Origin of the sequence: Halomonas sp. OfavH-34-E (assembly GCF_024124525.1) — a bacterium.
GTDB classification, from domain to species: Bacteria; Pseudomonadota; Gammaproteobacteria; order Pseudomonadales; family Halomonadaceae; genus Halomonas; species Halomonas litopenaei.
Map to the genome: position 1 here is coordinate 1 of NZ_JAMXRY010000119.1, position 1,621 is coordinate 1,621.

The window sequence follows — 1,621 nt, forward strand, 5'->3', positions numbered from 1 at the left end:
GTGCAGGAAGCAGGACTGGATGGCGGTGCAGGTCAGTCCCCGGGCAGTAACGCCGCCAGCAACAGCGAGACCACCGACGGCCAGTTCAAGAGCAGCACCGGCAACGATGACCTGGTGCGCTACGAGGCAAAGGACAAGGACGGCGACTGGGTCCCGATCAATGCCGATGGCACCACGGTCAGCGGCGAGTACGGCACCCTGACGGTGAACACCGACGGCAGCTGGTCGTACACCCTGACAAGCAGCGCGAGTCAGGACGACAAGGACAAAACGGGTCTGGACGACAGCCTGGCCGAGACCTTCGGTGTGCGGGTGGTGGACAGCGATGGCGATACCTCCGACCCGGCCAATCTCACTATCGACATCGGTGACGATGGCCCGAGTGCGGTGGCCGACACCACCAGCACCGCTGAGGACACGGCGGTCAGCTACAACGTGCTCAGCAACAGTGATGACACCAGCGATACCCAGGGCGCCGATGGCGCGACCCTGACCGCGGCCAGCGTGCAGGGCGGGGCCAGTGTGGGTTCGGTGAGCTTCGCGTCCAATGGCGAGATCACCTTTACCCCTGCGGATGGCTTCGAAGGTAAGGCGGTCATCGACTACACCCTCACCGACGGCGACGGTGATACCGCGTCCTCGACCCTGACCGTGACGGTGGCGGCCGACTCCACACCGACCATCGACCCGAGCGGCCCGGACGGTGATCCGGCGACTGACGATGGCGCCTATAGCGTGCAGGAAGCGGGGCTTGATGGTGGTGCAGGTCAGTCCCCCGGCAGTAACGCCGCCAGCAACAGCGAGACCACCGACGGCCAGTTCAAGAGCAGCACCGGCAACGATGACCTGGTGCGCTACGAGGTGAAGGACAAGGACGGCGACTGGGTCCCGGTCAATGCCGATGACACCACGGTCGCCGGTGACTACGGCACCCTGACGGTGAACACCGACGGCAGCTGGTCGTACACCCTGACAAGCAGCGCGAGTCAGGATGACAAGGACAAAACGGGTCTGGACGATAGCCTGGCCGAGACCTTCGGCGTGCGGGTGGTGGACAGCGATGGCGATACCTCCGCCCCGGCCAATCTCACTATCGACATCGGTGACGATGGCCCGAGTGCGGTGGCCGACACTACCAGCACCGCCGAGGACTCGGCGGTCAGCTACAACGTGCTCAACAACAGTGATGACACCAGCGATACCCAGGGCGCCGATGGCGCGACCCTGACCGCGGCCAGCGTGCAGGGCGGGGCCAGTGTGGGTTCGGTGAGCTTCGCGTCCAATGGCGAGATCACCTTTACCCCGGCGGCGGGCTTCGAAGGCAAGGCGGTGATCGACTACACCCTCACCGATGGCGACGGTGATACCGCGGCCTCGACGCTGACCGTGACGGTGGCGGCCGACTCCACACCGACCATCGACCCGAGCGGCCCGGACGGTGATCCGGCGACTGACGATGGCGCCTATAGCGTGCAGGAAGCGGGGCTTGATGGTGGTGCAGGTCAGTCCCCGGGCAGTAACGCCGCCAGCAACAGCGAGACCACCGACGGCCAGTTCAAGAGCAGCACCGGCAACGATGACCTGGTGCGCTACGAGGTGAAGGACAAGGACGGCGACTGGG

Annotated in this window: 1 protein-coding gene; it reads left to right on the plus strand. The window is 65.5% G+C overall.

What is annotated here, in order from left to right:
* A partial coding sequence (locus NH448_RS23400; RefSeq protein ID WP_253029594.1) for an Ig-like domain-containing protein occupies positions 1-1,621 on the plus strand: 1,621 nt, incomplete at both ends.